Origin of the sequence: Anaerostipes sp. CAG:276 (assembly GCF_000432215.1) — a bacterium.
Classification (GTDB): Bacteria; Bacillota; Clostridia; order Lachnospirales; family Lachnospiraceae; genus Anaerostipes; species Anaerostipes caccae.
On record NZ_FR889190.1, the window covers coordinates 24,314 to 42,941 of the forward strand.

Sequence of the window (18,628 nt, forward strand, 5' to 3'; positions counted from 1 at the left end):
GGACTTCAAAATCAGCCCGCAGGGAAAATATCGCGGGAATCATTTATAAAAACAGGCAAATCACGACCGTTTATGCGAAAGACCATCCGGCTGTCTCTATGATTACCGATGAGATCAAGCAGCACCAGTCTATCGGAACGGTATTTTCCATGGCCTTTCTTTTTATCGCTTTGATGATCACATCTACGACTATGCACCGGATGCTGAAAAATCAAAGGACACAGATCGGGATTTTGAAAGCGCTGGGCTTTACCAAAGAGAAACTGACGGTCCATTATCTATCCCATACTGCGCTGATCTGTGTTTTGGGAGCAGGACTCGGATATATATTAGGTTATCGGGTACTGCCGGATCTGATCTACCGGTTTTTAAAAAATATGTATCATCTTCCTGAATGGGGAGGAAGCCTTCCGGCAGTTTATGCGGTTTTGCCGGCAGGGTGCGTTTTGATCTGTCTTTTTATCAGTTTTTCTGTCTGCAGGACCTATTTGAAAGGAACAGCGGCAGAAAGCCTCAGAGAAGAAACGCAGCCAAAGTACCGCATAAGAAACTGCATGAAAATACCGAGGTGTCTTTCCTTTTCCAGCCGATGGAATCTCAGGGATATTGGAAGAAACCGGATGAGAAGTTTTATGACTCTCTGTGGAATTTTAGGGTGTACAGCGCTTCTGTTCTGCGCATTTTCTTTATACGATACCTTCGTCAGCCTCTCTGACTGGACGTTTCATAAGCAGCAGTCATATGAATGCAAGATTACAGATTTGCCTGATGAAAGAGGCCGGGAGGAATTGCTGCGAAGAACCGATGGAGAGTATCTTCAGGAAGGCACGGCGCTTCTCATAAGGAACGGAAAAGAACATGAAGTGAGCATGACGGTACAGGAGTCGGCCAGCTATTTAAAGCTTGCAGAGAGTCTCAGCCAATTTACCGATCTTCAGAACGGAATTGCAGTTTCTAAAAAGACGGCAGACCGCTTTGGGATCAAAAAGGGGGATACGGTTGCCTGGAAGGCTGCCGGACAGGATAAAAAAATCTGTTCTAAAGTACAGGCAGTGATCCGGACACCGGTCTCTCAGGGAATCACGATGATGAGACGAGATTATCTGGACAGCGGACTTAAGTTCAGGCCCACAGCCGTCATTGGAAAGATACCGGAGAATGGTTTTGGAAACTATGAGGGTCAGTGTACCATCTCGCTTCAGGCTGACCTGACAAAAAACATGGAGGGGATGATGGAGGGAATGGTTATAATCATAGGAATTTTGGTTTTTGGTGCTGTGCTTTTAGGAAGTGTCATGCTCTATAATCTGGGTGTTTTGTCATATATGGAACGATACAGGGAATTTGCTACACTGAAGGTTCTTGGCTTTCCCGACCGTCAGATCAGGACTGTGATGATCCAGCAGAACGTGTGGGTATGCGCGGCCGGAATTCTCCTGGGACTGCCGGCTGGATATGGAATGCTTTGTTATCTGCTCTCCACCGTTCAGGAATCTATGGATATCCCGGTCTTTATCCGATGGACTTCATGGCTGTTTGGCGCCGCAGGAACCTTGATCCTCTCATGGATGATCAGCCGCATTGTATCCAGAAAAATTCCCTGCATCAACATGGTGGAGGCATTAAAGGCAAAAGAATAAAATCTGTGATATAATAGGCTGGAAAGGGGTGACTTTCTATGAAATTGTGTATTGCAGTCACTGGAATGGTCTAGGGAAAACACGAAGCAAAGATAGGAGAAGTGTTATGACGATTCCAGATACTAAAAAAATTTATCCAAGAACCGGCGACAGCCAGACAATTTATTTAAAAAATGTGATCGACTGTCCGAATATAGAAGTCGGTGATTTTACAATTTACAACGATTTTGTCCATGATCCGAGAGATTTTCAGAAACATAATGTGCTGTATCATTATCCGATCAATCACGACAAAGTGTATATCGGAAAATTTTGTTCCATCGCGTGCGGAGCAAAATTTTTGATGAACTGTGCGAATCATACTCTGTCTTCTCTGTCCGGCTATACGTTTCCGCTGTTCGGTGAAGAGTGGGGACACGGCATTACGCCGGAACAGTCCTGGGACAACAGGGGAGATGTCGTCGTGGGCAATGATGTATGGATCGGCTTTGAAGCCGTTATCATGGCGGGTGTGACGATCGGTGACGGTGCAGTAATCGGCACCCGCGCAGTCGTGACAAAAGACGTACCGCCCTATACGATTGTCGGCGGGACTCCGGCAAAGCCAATTCGAAGCAGGTTTTCTAAAGAAGATACTGTATTCCTTCAGGAGATCAGATGGTGGGACTGGCCCGCAGAGCAAATTTCCGAGATAATCCCGTATATTCAGTCCGGAGATATCAGAGGTCTGAAAAATCGGCTGAAATGACGAAGATATCTGTTGGAGAATTTATCTGAAAACCCCGGTATAGCAAGGGAAAGCTATACCGGGGTTTTTTAAGTACTTAGGGTAAGATATTATCGCCCTTTTACAGATAAATTTTTATTGAAATGCATCATTGCAGCTATGGCAAACACTGCAACGATGGATTCGGTCAGAGGCATTGTAAACCAAAGGTAATCAGCGTTTATGAAAGGAAGTATCATAATGAAACCTCCGCTGATAAAAAGTCCTCTGGCTACTGAGACAATAAAAGAGGCTCTGGGTTTCAATAACGCCTGAAAATAGTACGTTGAGAAAATATTAAAAGGGAGAAGCAGGAAAGAAAGCCCGTAACACCTCATAATATCAGGTGCAATTTTTAATATTCCTCCGGCAGGTGTCATGAATATTTTAATAAATGTATTTGGAAAAAGCTGCATTAACAGGGTCCAGAAAACTCCCAAAAATATAACTGTGTACAAAGCATATTTTAACGTTTCTTTTATCCGATGTCCCTGTGCTGCCCCAAAGTTGACAGAAATAATAGGCTGGGAAGCTTGTCCGACACTGTATGCACAGCATTGTACAAATGTACTTAAGGTAACGATAACCCCGTAGACGGATAAGGCGTTTACCCCTAAGTATTTGATGATCTGTCTGTTAAACAGGATTGTCATAATACCCATGGCAATATCAACAAAAAATGTTGAGAACCCAACCACACTGATTTCTTTTAGCTTATGGAGCAAGCGTTTGGGCTTTACAAAAGTTAATGTATTTCTTTTTGTAAAAAAATGAGACAGCATTACAGCACATGATATGACAGAACCAATCGCTGTGGCCAATCCGGCTCCAAAGATTCCCATGTCAAAGGCGAAGACAAAAATGTAGTCTCCAAATACATTAAAGAGTCCGCCGGATAATACACCAATGGCTGCCAGGAGCGGAGCTTGATCATTTCTTAAAAAAGCTGCCAGCATTTGTGTGAGTAAGAAGCAGGGCAGTACGAATTTAACTGGTATGATATAGGTTTCTGCCAGCGCTAAAAAACTGCCTTTTGCTCCGAAGAAGACCAACAATTCTTTGCCGAAAAAGATTAGAATGATCCATGCAGCTACAGCTAAAAAAACGGAACCAATGACGGAAGCAGAAAAATATTCATTTTCGTCACGTGATTTAAGATTTGTTCGTCCTTTTAAGGTACTGAAGATTACCGATCCTCCAATCCCCATGAGCAGTCCCAGGCTGTAAATGATATTCCATATTGGGGCAACTACGGCAAGAGCAGCTGTACCTTCCGGGCCTTGATATTGTCCTACCACGGCCATATCTACAACAGAATAGACAGAAGTTATCAGTGCACTGCAGAAAGCAGCTGATAAATATTTAAAATAAAGTGGTCTGATTTTTCCTGTTAAAAAATCCATACTGTGATCCTCCTGAAAATAAATGATAATTTTAGACGTAAAAAAGCCGGACAGGGAACAGATTGATCATTCAATCTATACCCTTGTCCGGCCTATCATCCAAATGATTTGCCCTCCGAGCAATTCATATTATAACAGACGAATTCCTAATGTCAAGAATCTTCTTTCTTTACTTTATGAAATTGAAAAAGCAGGATCATTCCAATCAGACTGACAAGCAGCTCGGTCGTGGGAAAGGCCGCCCAAACCCCAGTGATGCCTCCCAGGGCAGATAACAAAAAAGCCATAGGAATGATGATGACAAATCCCCGGAGAATTGATATGATGTGTGCCGGCCGCGGGTATTCCGTGGAAGTAAAGTAGACGGCAGCCACAACGTTGAAACCTGCAAATACAGAGGCGGTAAAGTATATTTTCAGTCCTGCGGCTGCGATATCCTGAAGTGTTTTATTGTGATTGCTGTTAAAGACTCTGGTAATCGGTTCCGCACCGAAAAATATACACAGATAAACGCAGGCGGAGATTACAATAACCGCAGTGACGGCGTAACGTAAAATCGCAGTAACATTTTTATGGTTTCCGGCACCGTAATTGCTGCTTAAGACGGGCTGTATCCCCTGTGCGATGCCTGTATAGACTGCCATGACAACCAGCGACAGATTCGCGATGACACCATAGGCCGCGACGCCGATGTTCCCCGCTATGCGCAGCAGGATCATATTAAATACAATGATCACGATACCGGAAGAAACTTCCGTGATCAAAGACGGAAGTCCGCTTGAAAAAATGTCAAGCAGCAGGTTTGCCGAAAGCCTGCATTTCTTTAAATGAAACTGATTTCTTTTATTGATCAGATAAGGGGACAAAATCAAAATGCTGATTACCGGTGCCAGTCCGGTGGCAAACGCTGCCCCAAACAGTCCCATTCCGAGCGGAAATATAAAGATATAATCCAAAATAATATTAGATAGACTTCCGCAGATCATAGCTGCCATGGCTAAATGAGGATTTCCGTCATTTCTTACGAAACACAGCAAGAGATTATTTGCCATAAACATTGGGGCAAACAGCAGAATAACCTGTAAATAAGTTTTTGTCATTTGGAACACGGATTCGTTGGCTCCCAACATTCTGACCATAGGTCCGGAGCAGAAAATACCAAGCAGGCAGAAGATACCTGCAACGATTCCCGTCAAAACCACAGCATTTGTAAATGCCTGATTCGCTTTGACTTTATTTTTCTGGCTTCTTAAAATTGAATATTTTGTTCCTCCTCCGATTCCGAGCATTAATCCGCTGCCGTTTATAAAGCTGTAAACCGGAATTGCAAGATTCAGGGCGGTCAGTCCATCTGCCCCTAATGCCCTGGAGACAAAAAAAGTATCTGCCAGAATATAAAAAGACAGCCCCAGCATACCCAGTACATTGAGCGAAGAATACTTCAAAAAAACTTTAAAACATGACATCTCTTTCATATGGTATATACCTTCCTTATGCATTTGTGTACATCCCCGCAGGACTTCCCTATGGAATAAAAAACGCCTTACTCATTCCAACAAAGGCCTACTGGAATGAATAAGACGTTACCCGGCGGTAATTAACATTTATGCTATTTTTATAGATAATATCATATTGACTGAGAAAGTCAATATCTAGGTACACGATTTCGCGTGTTCGGCAAACAGCTCCCTGACCCCGTCATATTCTCCGAGTCCTTTCATGACACATTCTACTTGATAACCTGCCGACACAAACTGAGAGTACCAGGAATCCGGGTCGTCTCCCGCCATATCATGTCTTGCATGATCTCCGGCTACGATCATAAAAGGCGTAAGAATGACTTTCTTCGGCTGGTATTCTTTTACCATACGCATCAGGGACTGCATGCTTGGGAAGGCTTCTACTGTACCCAGAAAGATATTTTTAAACCCCATATCCTTGAACCGGTAGTCAAGGGCAGCATAGACAGTATTGGCATAGTGAGTAGTTCCGTGTCCCATCAAAACCAGGGCATCTTTGTCAGTGATCCACGAAAATTCCGATGCCACCGCATTTACAACCGCTTCATTGTCGGATTCCGATGAGAGAAGAGGTGCCCCGAAGACAATAGAATGAAAAGAGTCCCGGAAGGAAAGCGCGTCTGTTTTCATCCGGTCATTTTCCACACCATTGATGACATGGGTGGGCTGGATGATCACATCCGTAATGCCGTCGGCTTTCATGTGCGCCATGGCTTCCGGCACAGAATCAATATGGATGCCGTCTCTTATCTTTATTTTTTCAAGGATCATACGGCTGGTCCAGGCCCGGTACATCTTGTGATCCGGGAAATGATGTTCCAGTGTATGTTCGATCGCTTCGATCGTTTTTTTTCGTGTATCTTCATAGCTTGTCCCGAAACTGACAGCTAAAATCGCTTTTTTCTTCATCTATTTCCTCCGCAGACAGATATTTTTCAGATTCCTTCAATTATTTGTTCAAGCTCCATAAGGTTCTTGGGAATCGGAATTCCAGTATTTATTATTTTTTTCCGGCAAAGACTTCCATACATAGAAAGTACGGCGGGCCGAGACAGATTGGTGAGGGTAAGGGCTGCCTGATCAGAAAATACTTCTATAGGAGATCCTGATTTCAGAACTCTGCCCTGATGGAATAATATAATCTGGTCCGCCCATGAGAAAGCATAGTCCGGATCATGGGTTGAGATCAGAACAGTCAATCCGGCTTCTGTCATTTGATCTATGGTTCCGTTTACCAGGGCCGTATGTTTAGGATCCAGAGCCGCAGCCGGCTCATCCAGGATTACAATATCAGGATGCATGACAAGGATGTCAGCAATGGCAACCTGTTTTTTCTGCCCTCCGCTCAGGATATGGGTAGGGCGGTCTTTCAACTCTGTGATATCCAGAGCATCCATGATCTTTTCCGTCTCTTTGAGAGCCGTTTCGCTGTCAGCTCCAAGATTCAAGATGCCGAAGGAGATTTCCTGCAGGACACTGGCCGAAAACAGCTGGTTATCGGGATCCTGAAATACAATTCCAATCCTGTGCCTCAGCTCTAACAGACTTTTCCTATCATAGGAATATGGTGTTCCACAAAAAGACAGAGTTCCCTTTTGAGGCTTTAAAATTCCATTCAGACAGAGAAAGAAAGTAGATTTTCCGGAACCGTTGGCTCCCATGACTGCGATTTTTTTGCCTTTTTGAATATCCAGGGAAAGCCCGTTTAACGCCGGAGTATTCTCTCCGTCATAAGTAAAATACAGATTATCGGCTTTTATAATAGATTCCATCTTCATCCGTAAATTTTCCTTCCTATTATGAGAGACAGCAGAAGAAGTTCAAACATTATGATGTAAATAATTTCTTTCCTTTTTGGAGGATAGTCCTCTAAAAGGACCCGCATGTTCCCGTTATAGCATCTGGATTCCATGGCATCAAATAATCTGCCGGAACGCTTCATTGCTTTCATGAACAAGGCGGAAGCCATACCTCCGAATGCATGGACTGATGTCTTGAAATTCCGGTTGGAAAGCCTTGCCTCCTGGGAGATCCTGATGGCTGTGGCCTCCGACAATAAGACAAAAATAAACCGGTAAATAAGCATAAACAGTTCTATGAGCAGAGCCGGGCAGCCCAGCTTCTTTAAAATGCCGATCAAGTCAGTCACCGGGGTGGAAAGAGACAAAAAATATAAGCAGGATACTGCAGAAAGAGCTGAGAGTATCAGCCTGAAACCGAAGATCAGCGACTCCCAGCTTCCTGTTATATAGTAGGAACCTGCCGGCACTGCATATGCATCCAGAGGAGTTTTGGAAATATTAAAGAGGATCGCCAGCGTGCTCAAGAGCAGGAAGACCGCAGGAAGACGCATCAGCTTTATATACCGGCGGACAGAGATGCCGCCTTTTTTTACCGTCAGCCAGCCAAGGCTTAGAATGACCAGAGTCGAAACAGAAAAAGATCTGCTGAGGATACAGAGCAGAAGCGTTGTCATGGAAAAGCAGAACTTTTCCATGACATTTACTTTTCTGAGCCCGGACCGGTGACAGTATTGGTCAATCAGCATCGTTTGCCGCCTCTGCCGCAGCAAGGAGGCGCTTCCGTTCCCTTAAACGTCCCAGGTTATAGGCAATGATCCCGACACCAATCCCGGTCTGTACACAGAACAAGAGGCTTTCCACTTCACCCGGAAGTTCTCCGTCAATAAAGGTTTCCAGCACAGGAGTGAACCACGGCTGATATTCCTTTCCCTCAATCTTTGATATCATGACACTGCCCGCATCATCAGAGCCTCCGAACTCGGCGCCTTTTAAGGCAAACAGAGGTACCACAGCAATAAAGGCGGCCATGAAAAGCAGGATGATTACTTTTTTCTTATCACTTTTCATATGCATGTCCCTCCTTGATGAAGCTGAGAATCTTGAGTTCCGGACGGGCATAGGATTCAAGAGCGATAATGATCACAACGGTCAGAATTCCTTCTACGATGGCAAGAGGGAGCTGGGTCGGAGCAAAGACTCCGAGAAATTTTGCTGCAGAAGCCAAAAAGCCGCCCTGTTCTGAAGGATATGCAAGTGCCAGCTGAACACTGGTAATACAGTATGTAAAAATGTCTCCAAGCATTGCGGCCAAAAATACACTGATCCGGCGGTTCAGCCCGCATTTTTGGCAGATCTTATACACTGCGAAGGATAAAAACGGCCCTGCGACTGCCATAGAAAAAGTGTTGGCTCCAAGAGTCGTCAATCCGCCGTGGGCTAAAAGGACTGCCTGGAAGATCAGAACGATGATGCCCAGTATGCTTACAGCCAGAGGTCCGAACAGAATGGCGCCAAGTCCGGTACCGGTCATGTGGGAACAGCTTCCTGTGACAGAGGGGATTTTTAAAGAAGAGATAACGAAGATGAATGCTCCTGACATAGCAAGTATCGTCATCAGCCGCCGGTCTTTGCTGACCGTCTTTTTGATGGAAAAAAATCCTGCGGCTAAAAACGGAAGGCTCAGAACTCCCCAGGCGATACAGAACAGAGGAGGAAGATACCCCTCCATGATGTGCATGGCGCTGGCTGTGCGGCCGAAGCCAAAGATGACAGCCGCCGCCAATGCAGCGGTTACAATGATTTTTTGATAGTTTTTCATGTTTGCTCCTTTCGATTCACTTCGCTGTGTCTCGGTGTAAAAAACTGCAGCACCGAAAACACCAGGTATGCTGGCGCATCGAATATAGGCGCAGAAGGACGCGGCTCCTTCGACGATATATTCTACAACGGTTGTCTTTCGCAGACCGGTGTAAATCGCATGTTTACGGCAGGTCTTCTGACTCAGGCCTCACTGCCGCATTCCGCCTTCCCAGTTTCCCAGTGACATGATTGAAATGCAGCTCTTCCTATACAGCGGCGGGACCGTGCGGGAATCTCACCCGCTTTCCTATTCTCCTTTATAAAAGGCACCTGTAAACATTCAATTTCTCCCATTTTATCGAGTTGTTAGAACCTTGTCAATATGCTATGATGGAAATAAAAAGGAGAAATTACCGATGAAGACTGGAAAGGTATGGCTGGTGGGCGCAGGGCCCGGGTCCATCAGCCTTTTGACGATAAAAGCGGCGGAGGTGCTGCAGAAGGCAGATGTGATCATTTATGACAGCCTGATCGGCACCGAAATATTATCGGCACTTCCCAAAACAGCTGATTACATTTATGTCGGAAAACGTTCCGGACAGCACACGATGCCTCAGGAAGAAATCAATCTGCTGCTTCTTAAAGAAGCTCAAAAAGGCCGTTTTGTCGTGCGGCTGAAGGGAGGAGACCCCTTCCTGTTCGGCAGGGGAGGAGAAGAACTGGAACTGTTAAAAAAACACCAGATTCCATTTGAAATCGTTCCTGGCATCACCTCACCGATCGCGGTGCCGGAATATAACGGTATCCCGGTGACTCACAGGGATTTCAGTTCTTCCGTTCATATCATAACCGGACACAAAAAAACAGGTTCAGAATATGATATCGACTTTGAAGCTCTCGTGAGAACAAAAGGTACTCTGGTGTTTTTGATGGGAATTTCATCACTTCCGGATATCGCTGACTCCCTGATCTCTGCGGGAATGGACCCTCAGATGCCGGCTGCCGTGCTTTCCAGGGGAACCACGGCAGGACAGAAAAGAGTTGCTGCGCCGCTTCGTGAACTTCCGGAAGCCGTGTGCAAAAGCCGGATAAAGACTCCTGCGGTCATTGTCGTCGGACAGGTATGCAGATTTTCAAAAGATTTTGCCTGGTATGAAGACCTCCCTCTGGCGGGATGCCGCATTTTACTCACACGCCCGAAGGAGCTTATCAAAAAGACAGCTGCCATGTTCAGAGATCAGGGGGCAGAAGTCTTGGAAATGCCTTCTATCAGTATAGAGCCGGTAAGAGACCAGAGGAAACTTTCCATGGCTCTTGAGAAGATCAATTCTTATGACTGGATCGTGTTCACAAGCGTCAACGGAGTCAGAATCTTCTTTGAGGAAATGAAACATCAGAAGAAAGATATCAGGAGCCTTGGTTCCTGCAGGATAGCCTCCATCGGTGCAGGCACAAAAAATGCATTGGAAGAGAGAGGCCTGTTCTGTGATCTGGTACCCGAACATTATGACGGAGTTTCTCTTGCCGGGACACTCGCGGACAGACTTACAGGTACGGAGCACATCCTGATACCGCGGGCAGCTTCGGGAAATCAGGAAATGATACGGATTCTTCATAAAAAGCCCGGAATTCAGACAGATGATATAGGAATCTATGACACTCAATATGAGAATTGGCAGCTGGTCCCTGTAAAAGAAATGATCGAATCGGGAGAGATCGACTGGACAGTTTTTACAAGCGCTTCCACAGTCCGGGGATTTGCGGCTGCAGTGGCGGATACGTGCATCAAAGGAATGAAGGCAGCATGCATCGGAGAGCAGACTGCCCGGGCGGCAGAAGAAGTTGGAATGAAGGTATATATTGCAGAGCAGGCGTCGGCCGAAAGTCTCGTCCGCCTCGTTTCAGAACATCAGACAGGAAGTAAATTATGAAGAGAGAGAAAAAAAACTATCAATTTTTCCGGCACAGAGACTGTGAGTATTTTCCATGCCATGAAACAGATGATATTGAAAACTTTAATTGTCTTTTTTGTTACTGTCCGCTCTATATGCTTGGGGAGAACTGCGGCGGCAGTTTTAATTTAAAAAACGGCGTGAAAGACTGCAGTCAGTGCATAATTCCCCATAAAAGAGAAAATTATGGCTATATTACCGGGAAATTTTCTGAGATTGCCGCTGCAATGAATTTTTCCAAAGATCAGCAGCAGGAATAATCTTTCCTTTTCAGTTCCGCATTCATTGTTCCGATTTCCTCTTATGAAGCCGGTATATCTAACATATCCTTCCCCATTATTTCCATAATAGTGTCCTGCTCTGCAGTCATGGCTGCAAAAGCTGAGCTCCCGATGACTCATAGATTTATTTTCATCTTGATATCCTGTTCCTGTCACGTTTGATAGACGGCTTTTCTATGAATCTTGTAAACAGAAAATGGATGACAAAATTCGACATAAAAGAAGAAGCATGTTCATATCCATCTGTTTTGTGTGCTGAGAGATTATAATACATACGTCTACGCATCTAGTGAAACGGGAAACCTTTTGTATATAATGAAATACATGTATGTTAAAACCTTATAGATAAGGCTGTGAAAGGATATGAGAGAGAGAAAATAATACCGATTGGAGCCATGAACATGGAACGCAGATTGTTGGGTAAGAGGATTAACCAGATTCGGAAAGAAAGAGGGCTGACTTCCGAAGCTCTTTCAGAAATTTGTGATGTAAATGCCGGACACATCAGGCAGATAGAATCAGGGATCAGGCTTCCAAGTCTGCCTCTGTTTATCAGAATATGTCAGGCATTAAAAACAGCACCAAATGAAATATTAAAAGATCAATTTGATCCGGAAATAATTGAGAGTGAAAACAAACTTCTCCTGAAAGTAGAAAGTTTGACTCCCAAACAAAAACGTATATTGTCAGATTTGCTGGACACTTTTAAGAAAAGTATGAACGGAGATTCTGTCGAATAGAGACGGATTCTTTCATTTTATGTCTGTCGAAAAGAATAGACTTTTTCAGAATTTTGCTTTACTCTATAAGCATGAGCAGTGTTACTTTTAAGATAATAAAAGGAGCAAATATGAAATATATGTCTGAAGTTTTTTTAGAGTTGCTTGGAAATGATTTTAGCACAGAAAATGTGAGGCAGACCGCAGCCGCAGTAGGGAAATTACTGAATGACCGTACAACCGAATTAAGTGGTCAGGAGGCAAGGGACTTATGGGATGTCATGAAAGAATTTTCCTATCTGATCGACGATTGTTCTGTAAAACAGAAGGTCCTTGCCAAAGCAAATGCTACATACAGTTTTTCTGTGAATTTGTCGAATAACTAAAACTTCATCTTTTATCATTAAAATATCGGCAATCAGGCAGGGGGTATCTGTACTTTCAGATACTTCCTGTTTCTGTTATAATAAAAAGCGGAAAAAATATGGAGGACTTACATCGTGGCAAACAAATTTTATGCAGTCAGACAAGGACGCAACCCGGGAATTTACCGCACATGGAAGGATTGTCAGGCACAGGTTTCCGGATTTCCTTGTGCTCAGTTTAAAAGCTTTCCTGCATTGGCTGAGGCTGAGGCATTTCTTAATTCTTCAGCCGGGCAGGATATAGAGATCGACGGTCAGACACTGACAGCCTATGTAGACGGGAGTTATGACCATCGCAAAAAAGAATTTTCATATGGCATGGTCCTCAGAAAAAAAGAGGGAGACTTGTATTTTGCCGAAAAATATGCAGATCCTGCGTTAGCCGCTATGCGAAATGTAGCCGGCGAGATCAAGGGTGCTCAAAAGGCAATGCAGTATGCTGTGGACAGCGGCTATCAAAAACTGGCCATTTACTATGACTATGAGGGAATCGCAAAATGGTGTACCGGGGAGTGGGCAGCAAAAAAAGAGGGAACGAAAGCCTACCGTTCCTTCTACGATAGTGTGAAGGATCGGCTTCAGGTACGGTTTGTAAAGGTAAAAGGGCATTCCAATGATGAATACAATGACAAGGCAGATATGCTTGCAAAGTCTGCGCTTGGCATCGGTGACGGAAGCTTTGTTTCAGACGGATCAGGCCGGTGGATGCCGCAAAATAATCAAAAGAAAAAGTGAGGTGGGGATATTGGCTATACTATTCGATGTGGATGACACACTCTATGATGCATCCATACCATTTTGCAGCGCATGCGACAAGGTTTTTAAAGAGAAATATTCCATTCCTTCCATAGACTTATTTCTGGCAGGAAGAATTCACGACATCCCTGTTGTTGACAGAATCCGCAAAGCTTTCAGTAAATTCGGGATTCAGATTACAGAGTCAGAGGTGATGGAATTTCATGAAGTTTACCGGGGAGAACAGACAAAAATTACGCTGACAGAAGGAATGAAAAACGTTCTGGAATTTTGCAGACAAGAAGGAATTTTCACCGGAATTATAACAAATGGATTCTCCCGTGCTCAGTGGAACAAAGTAAAGAGTCTTCATCTGGAAGAATGGATACCAAGAAGCCATATCATTGTATCCGGGGATGAGGGAGTCCGCAAACCGGCCCCCGGGATTTTTAAACTCGCGGAGCAGAGATTCGGACTTGATATGAAGGATACATGGTTTATAGGTGATACCTATGCCACAGATATATGCGGAGCCATTGCTGCCGGCTGGAAGAGCATCTGGCTGAACCGGAGACAGGATATTCTGCCGGACGGCAAGACATCTCCGGACTATACAGTGTCAGACGAAGAAGGTCTGATTAACATCCTGCTCTCAAAATAATCCGTCTGAAATATGCATCTGAAAACAGAGAAACATCTCTGGGTTTTCAGATGCTTTTTTTATGCATTAGGTGTATAATGAAAAAAACATTTTGACTTTAAAAGGGGGCGTGAAGATGGATGCGATTGTAAACAGGCTGGCTGAAATTGAGAGTGCCGCTGCCGCCATCGTAAAACATGCAGAGGAAGAGAAGGATGAGCTTGAACAGGAAATGCGGCGGAAACAGACAAAATTTGACGAGGAATTAAAGGCTGTGACGGAGCAGAGGCTTACAGAAGTATCAAAACAGGCAGAGAGCCAAGTATCCGCTGAAAAGGAACAGCTGAAAAAAAATCATGAATCAAAGATCCTTCAGCTGAAGAAGGAATATGAGCAGAGAGGGGAGCAGTATGCCAGGGAGATTTTAGAACGCATCAGCGGGGTATAGCCTATGGGAAGTATGATAAAATACAGCGCTCTTGTTACTAAGATACGTGCCATGAGAGCCAAGCTGTTAAGGGATGAAGATTTTCAGTTTTTGGCAGAGCTTTTCAGTGTCCCTGAAATCGTGGGCCATCTGAAAGGATATCCGGCCTACAGGGATATCCTTTCTCTTTTGGATGAGGCAGATCTTCACCGCGGGAATATAGAAAAGGTTCTGGTACAGTCTCTTTATGAAGATTATACAAAGCTGTACCGGTTTTCAGGACTGGAACAGCGCAGATTCCTCAAATTATATTTAAAAAGATATGAGGTGGAACTGATCAATTACTGTTTCCGGATTATTTTTAATCATTATCAAAAACCTTTTGACCTGGATTATAAGAAACGATTTTTTGACCGATATTCTCAGATTTCCATCGATCGTTTGATCGGATCAAAAAATATGAAAGATTTGGTGGAAGGACTTCGGGATACGGAGTATTACGGTCCGCTCTCAAATTTACTGGATGCAGGGGCACAGACACTGTTTGATTTTGATCTGGCACTGAATCTCTATTATTTCTCCTCCATATGGAGGGAAAAGAAAAAAATCTTAAAAAAGAAAGAACTGGAGATTTTCACGAAAGAGGCAGGCACACAGGTAGATCTTCTGAATCTGCAGTGGATCTACCGATCCAAGAAGTACTATGAGATGCAGCCTGCGGATATCTATGCGCTGCTGATTCCAATACATTTTCATATTCATGCGGAGGAATTGAAAAAACTCACAGAAGTGTCAGAAATTGAGGAATTTAAGGCGGAGGTCACGGGAAGTTTTTATGGGAAGCGGTACCGGATAGAAGATATAGCTTCCATTGAGCAGATGTACCGCGAATGTCTCCGCCGCCTGTATTTGACGGAAAGGCGCAGAGATCCGTATTCTATCGCAAGCCTCACCGCATATCTCTTTTATAAGGAAGAAGAGATACAGAGACTGATCACCATTATGGAACGTGTCCGTTACGGCCTGCCTCCTGAACAGACGGCAGGCTATGTGAAAGGAGTGATCGGGGTATGATTGTTAAGATGAAGTTTATAACACTCACAGGACCAAAGCGCGACATCGACAGAGTCACCAACGACTATCTGTCAAAATATGAGATTCAGCTTGAAAATGCCTTGTCGGAATTAAAGACGGTTGATAACCTGCAGCCGTTCACAGATACAAACCCTTATAAAAAGCCTCTGGAACAGGCCGATAAAGCCGCAGAGCTTCTGAGTGTTCCAAAAACTCAGGATCTGCCTGGTCTGACTTCTGACCAGGCACTCAGGATCATATCCCAGACCGAAAACATCTGCCGCAGTATTGAGGCCCAAAAAGAAGCACTGGAACTTGAGGAAAAGAATCTCACCGAGCAAATAAAAATGATTGAACCATTCCGCCCCATGCAGTTTGTACTGAGAGAAGTGTTTCACTTTCAATTCGTGAAATTCCGTTTCGGACGGGCACCCTTGGAATACTTCGAAAAGATGCTGGAGTTCATCGAACACAATCCGGATGTGATCTTCGTCGAAGGGGTACGAAATAACAGCTATGGGTATGGGGTATATTTTACGTCCAGGTCCAAATCGGAACAGATTGATGCCATTTTCAAGTCTCTTCACTTTGAGAGGATTTTTATTCCGGACGAGTTCATCGGAACTCCGGAGGAGGCTTGTGACGACCTGAACCGAAAACTCTCTATTCTAACAGAGGAAAAAAAGAAGCTGAATAAGAAGCTGGAACAGGAATTAAATGAAAATGCTGATAAGATTTATGCCGCCAGGGAAACCTTAGCGGCTTTATCGGCAAATTTTGACGTGAGGAAGATGGCGGCATGTGTGGAGGACAAACACGAGAATTTTTATATTTTATGCGGCTGGATGTCAGAAGAAGACGTCAAAAGTTTTACCGAAGACATTAAGAACGACCAAAAGCTGTTTTTAATGGTGGAGGATGAACACGAGGATTACTTCGGAGAGCCCCCTACGAAACTGCACAATCCAAAGGTGCTCAGGCCATTTGAAATGTTTGTGAAAATGTACGGACTGCCTTCTCACAACGAGATTGATCCGACGATCTTTATTGCGATGACGTATCCTCTTATTTTCGGCATCATGTTCGGAGATCTGGGACAGGGATTATGTCTTTTTGCGGGAGGTATGCTGCTCTATCTGACAAAAAAGGCTGACCTGGCCGGGATCATTGCGGCTGCCGGCGTCTGTTCTTCCTTTTTCGGCTGGATGTACGGAAGCTTTTTTGGATTTGAGAATATTATACAGGCCAGATGGCTGAAGCCCCAGGAGGCAATGATGAATGTTCCGGGTATCGGAAAGATGAATACGGTCTTCATCGCGGCGATTATTTTTGGAACATTTTTGATTCTTCTGACCATGATCCTGCACATTATATTTTCTGTACGAGCCGGTGATCTGGGAGAATCACTGTTTGGAGCCAGCGGAGCCGCAGGACTTCTGTTTTATGGCTCTGTACTCCTGGCAGTATTTATGTTTGTCACGGGCCGCAGGATGCCGGGAACGGTCATACTGGCTGTCATGTTCGGCATTCCGCTGCTTATGATCGCACTGAAGGAACCCCTCTCCGGCATGCTGAAAAGACACAGGCCAGAACTGAAAGAGGGGAAGCTTATGTTTTTCGTCCAGGCATTTTTTGAATTATTTGAGACACTGTTAAGCTACTTTTCCAACACTCTGTCTTTTGTGAGGATCGGAGCGTTTGCTGTCAGCCACGGAGCCATGATGGGAGTCGTCATGATGCTGTCCGGAGCGGAAGAAGGGCATATCAACTGGGCGGTGATCGTATTCGGAAACCTGTTTGTCTGTCTGATGGAAGGACTCATCGTGGGCATCCAGGTGCTGAGACTCGAATATTATGAAATATTCAGCCGCTTTTATCAGGGAGGCGGAACGGAATTCCGGCCGTACAGACATAAAACCAAATAGGACACATCGGATCAAAGGAGGTCTTCACTATGAATACATTAACAAAGCTTGTGCTGATTGCAGCCTTGATTTTAAGCGTTTTAATACCGTTCGGATACTTTCTGTTAGGGCAGAAAAAGAAATCCAGATATAAGAAGGCTCTGGGAGTCAATGTTTTCTTTTTCTTCGGCACTCTTCTGATTGCCGCAGTGGTTATGCTTTATCCCGAAAGAGTGCAGGCGGCTTCGGCCTCCGGCAATCCATCGGCCGGGATCGGATATCTGGCAGCGGCTCTTTCTACTGGTCTTTCCGGCATCGGCGGAGGAATTGCCGTGGCCAGCGCCGCAAGCGCTGCTCTCGGCGCCATCAGTGAGGACAGCAGTATTTTCGGTAAATCTTTGATCTTTGCAGGGCTGGCGGAAGGAATCTGCCTTTATGGGCTGGTCATCGCCTTTATGATCCTGGGAAAGCTGTGAGCCATGAAAATGTTTTTGATCAGTGATAATGTCGACACCTGCACAGGAATGCGGCTTGCCGGCGTGGACGGCATCGTTGTCCATGAAAGAGAGGAACTCTCCCGTGCACTTGAGAAGGTCATGACCGACAGCACGATCGGCATTGTGCTGCTCACGGAAAAGTTTGGCAGGGAATTTCCCGAGATCATCGACGAGATCAGACTGAACAGGAAAATGCCCCTGATTGTCGAGATTCCTGACCGCCACGGAACCGGACGCAGAAAAGACTTTATCACATCGTATGTAAATGAAGCCATTGGACTGAAGCTTTAAGGATTGCAAAGAAGGTGACCCCAAATGACATTGGAAGAAAAAATCCAGAACCTGCAGAGGGTTTCTATGAAAGAGGCAAGGTCCGAGGGAAATGCCCTGATCAAAGGACATGCGGATTTTCTGTCTCACAGATTGTCGGAACATCAGCAGAAAATGAAGATGCAGGCCGAGAACAGGATCGGGAATGAAAAAGCCCGAATCAGGTTAAGGCAGAACAGAGATATTTCTGAGTATCAGATAAGGCTCAGGAGAGAACTGAATGAATATCAGGAAGAGTTAAAAAAGAAACTTTTTGGACGGGTCCGCGAACTGCTGAAGATTTATATGAAAACCGGGGAATACCTGGATCTTCTCAGCCGCCAGGTCAGAGAAGCCATGCTCTATGCTGACGGGGAGGAGACTGTGATCTATATCAATGCTTCGGACAGAGAGTTAAAGGAAGCCATAGAAGAGAGGACCGGAGCTTTGCTGACGGTCAGCAGCGAAGATTTTACCGGCGGAATCCGGGCAGTCATCCGGACCAAAAATATTCTGATTGACCGTTCTTTCAGCCGGGCACTTGAGAAAGAATACGCGGATTTTCTGTTCCGGGGAGGTGAGAAAAATGTCTGAGACAGGCCGTATATACGGAATCAACGGACCGGTCATCTACGTGAAGGGAGACATTGGCTTTAAAATGTCCGAGATGGTCTATGTGGGACCGGAGAAACTGGTGGGAGAGGTGATCTCCCTGGATAAGAATGCGGCTACGG

At 44.9% G+C, this 18,628-nt stretch carries 22 protein-coding genes and 1 riboswitch; of the genes, 15 read left to right on the forward strand and 7 right to left on the reverse strand.

Translation table 11 applies throughout. The annotated features are described in order from the left end of the window. The coding region (locus QVP35_RS08415) for an ABC transporter permease (protein WP_288187823.1) at positions 1-1,640 on the forward strand (1,640 nt) is incomplete at its 5' end. 106 nt (positions 1,641-1,746) lie between these two features. Beyond that, positions 1,747-2,388: a CatB-related O-acetyltransferase gene (locus QVP35_RS08420; protein WP_009289670.1), complete on the forward strand. Its 642-nt coding sequence runs from the start codon at positions 1,747-1,749 to the stop codon at positions 2,386-2,388. Between the two features lie 89 nt (positions 2,389-2,477). On the opposite strand, the gene QVP35_RS08425 is transcribed toward QVP35_RS08420, so the two are convergent. The 7 genes from QVP35_RS08425 to QVP35_RS08455 form a co-directional block, all read right to left on the reverse strand. Next, positions 2,478-3,809, reverse strand: coding sequence for an MATE family efflux transporter (locus QVP35_RS08425; RefSeq protein WP_009289669.1), 1,332 nt, complete (start codon positions 3,807-3,809; stop codon positions 2,478-2,480). 152 nt (positions 3,810-3,961) lie between these two features. Beyond that, positions 3,962-5,284 (reverse strand): MATE family efflux transporter, encoded by a 1,323-nt coding sequence (locus tag QVP35_RS08430; RefSeq protein WP_009289668.1) that lies wholly within the window; start codon positions 5,282-5,284, stop codon positions 3,962-3,964. A 177-nt stretch (positions 5,285-5,461) separates the two neighbouring features. After that, positions 5,462-6,238 (reverse strand): sirohydrochlorin cobaltochelatase, encoded by a 777-nt coding sequence (locus tag QVP35_RS08435; protein ID WP_009289667.1) that lies wholly within the window; start codon positions 6,236-6,238, stop codon positions 5,462-5,464. Positions 6,239-6,264: 26 nt separating this feature from the next. Next, positions 6,265-7,107 (reverse strand): energy-coupling factor ABC transporter ATP-binding protein, encoded by an 843-nt coding sequence (locus QVP35_RS08440; protein WP_009289666.1) that lies wholly within the window; start codon positions 7,105-7,107, stop codon positions 6,265-6,267. Beyond that, entirely contained in the window at positions 7,104-7,877 is a 774-nt protein-coding gene (gene cbiQ / locus QVP35_RS08445) for a cobalt ECF transporter T component CbiQ (RefSeq protein WP_009289665.1), read from the reverse strand. The genes QVP35_RS08440 and cbiQ overlap by 4 nt, the downstream gene beginning before the upstream one ends. Beyond that, entirely contained in the window at positions 7,867-8,199 is a 333-nt protein-coding gene (locus QVP35_RS08450; protein WP_009289664.1) for an energy-coupling factor ABC transporter substrate-binding protein, read from the reverse strand. Before QVP35_RS08450 ends, cbiQ begins: the two co-directional genes overlap by 11 nt. Continuing rightward, positions 8,189-8,950, reverse strand: coding sequence for an energy-coupling factor ABC transporter permease (locus QVP35_RS08455; RefSeq protein ID WP_009289663.1), 762 nt, complete (start codon positions 8,948-8,950; stop codon positions 8,189-8,191). Before QVP35_RS08455 ends, QVP35_RS08450 begins: the two co-directional genes overlap by 11 nt. Before the next feature lie 150 nt (positions 8,951-9,100). Then, positions 9,101-9,281: riboswitch (cobalamin riboswitch) on the reverse strand. Positions 9,282-9,347: 66 nt separating this feature from the next. Here QVP35_RS08455 and cobA point away from each other — a divergent pair. The 13 genes from cobA to QVP35_RS16610 all read left to right on the forward strand — a co-directional run. Further along, a complete protein-coding gene (gene cobA / locus QVP35_RS08460; protein WP_022261024.1) occupies positions 9,348-10,862 on the forward strand; it encodes a uroporphyrinogen-III C-methyltransferase in 1,515 nt (504 codons plus the stop codon). Next, positions 10,859-11,143: a cysteine-rich small domain-containing protein gene (locus QVP35_RS08465; protein WP_006567013.1), complete on the forward strand. Its 285-nt coding sequence runs from the start codon at positions 10,859-10,861 to the stop codon at positions 11,141-11,143. Before cobA ends, QVP35_RS08465 begins: the two co-directional genes overlap by 4 nt. A 422-nt stretch (positions 11,144-11,565) precedes the next feature. Then, the gene (locus QVP35_RS08470; protein ID WP_022261025.1) at positions 11,566-11,904 is read left to right on the forward strand and encodes a helix-turn-helix domain-containing protein; all 339 of its coding nucleotides are present in this window, start codon (positions 11,566-11,568) and stop codon (positions 11,902-11,904) included. Between the two features lie 110 nt (positions 11,905-12,014). After that, complete coding sequence (locus tag QVP35_RS08475) at positions 12,015-12,269, forward strand: hypothetical protein (protein WP_009289659.1); 255 nt, start codon at positions 12,015-12,017, stop codon at positions 12,267-12,269. Positions 12,270-12,383: 114 nt separating this feature from the next. Continuing rightward, positions 12,384-13,043 (forward strand): ribonuclease H1 domain-containing protein, encoded by a 660-nt coding sequence (locus tag QVP35_RS08480; protein ID WP_006567009.1) that lies wholly within the window; start codon positions 12,384-12,386, stop codon positions 13,041-13,043. A 1-nt stretch (position 13,044) separates the two neighbouring features. Then, on the forward strand, positions 13,045-13,704 hold the full coding sequence (locus QVP35_RS08485; RefSeq protein WP_009289657.1) for an HAD family hydrolase: 660 nt from the start codon (positions 13,045-13,047) through the stop codon (positions 13,702-13,704). A gap of 115 nt (positions 13,705-13,819) precedes the next feature. Beyond that, a complete protein-coding gene (locus QVP35_RS08490; RefSeq protein WP_022261027.1) occupies positions 13,820-14,131 on the forward strand; it encodes a hypothetical protein in 312 nt (103 codons plus the stop codon). A gap of 3 nt (positions 14,132-14,134) precedes the next feature. Further along, positions 14,135-15,184, forward strand: a complete 1,050-nt coding sequence (locus QVP35_RS08495; RefSeq protein WP_022261028.1) for a V0D/AC39 family V-type ATPase subunit — start codon at positions 14,135-14,137, stop codon at positions 15,182-15,184. After that, on the forward strand, positions 15,181-17,109 hold the full coding sequence (locus QVP35_RS08500) for a V-type ATP synthase subunit I (RefSeq protein WP_009289653.1): 1,929 nt from the start codon (positions 15,181-15,183) through the stop codon (positions 17,107-17,109). Before QVP35_RS08495 ends, QVP35_RS08500 begins: the two co-directional genes overlap by 4 nt. Before the next feature lie 29 nt (positions 17,110-17,138). Then, complete coding sequence (locus QVP35_RS08505; protein ID WP_009289652.1) at positions 17,139-17,564, forward strand: ATP synthase subunit C; 426 nt, start codon at positions 17,139-17,141, stop codon at positions 17,562-17,564. Positions 17,565-17,567: 3 nt separating this feature from the next. Continuing rightward, on the forward strand, positions 17,568-17,876 hold the full coding sequence (locus QVP35_RS08510; RefSeq protein ID WP_009289651.1) for a V-type ATP synthase subunit F: 309 nt from the start codon (positions 17,568-17,570) through the stop codon (positions 17,874-17,876). A gap of 24 nt (positions 17,877-17,900) precedes the next feature. Beyond that, entirely contained in the window at positions 17,901-18,488 is a 588-nt protein-coding gene (locus tag QVP35_RS08515; protein WP_006567002.1) for a V-type ATP synthase subunit E, read from the forward strand. After that, positions 18,481-18,628: hypothetical protein (locus tag QVP35_RS16610; protein WP_334290784.1), on the forward strand; the 148-nt coding region annotated here is incomplete at its 3' end. The genes QVP35_RS08515 and QVP35_RS16610, both read left to right, overlap by 8 nt.